Below are 390 nucleotides of genomic sequence, written 5' to 3' on the forward strand. Positions count from 1 at the left end.
TTTAGGACTCCACTTCAAAAAGTTAGGTTTAACTACCAACATAGCCCATCCCCAGTTTTGAGTATTTGCGGGATCTGCCACTCCTTTAAGAAGCTCCATAGAATCTGAAGCAAACATATGAGAGTATCCTATTTTTAATGTTGCAAATGGAAGTAATTTTTGGGTATATACCAAGTCTACCTCAGTACCCAGGTAATCATCAACATCATCTCCCAGACTTTCTGCGGCTGCAAAGTAGTGTGCTTTTATCAAAAGACTAGATTTCTCACCAGTTTTAATCACAGTTCTTGCATATAGATCATTTAAACCAACATTGTTAGCATGGTTCCCTACATAGAAATAATCCATATATCCGTTAAACTTGTGGTTGGTACCAAATATGGGGAAGAA

1 pseudogene is annotated in these 390 nt (G+C 37.4%); it reads right to left on the reverse strand.

Features of this window, described 5'->3' with window-relative positions:
* A pseudogene (locus M0D21_RS22955) lies at positions 1-390 on the reverse strand (hypothetical protein); the annotation flags it as partial.

Origin of the sequence: Aquimarina acroporae (assembly GCF_023195925.1) — a bacterium.
In the GTDB taxonomy this organism is placed as follows: Bacteria; Bacteroidota; Bacteroidia; order Flavobacteriales; family Flavobacteriaceae; genus Aquimarina; species Aquimarina acroporae.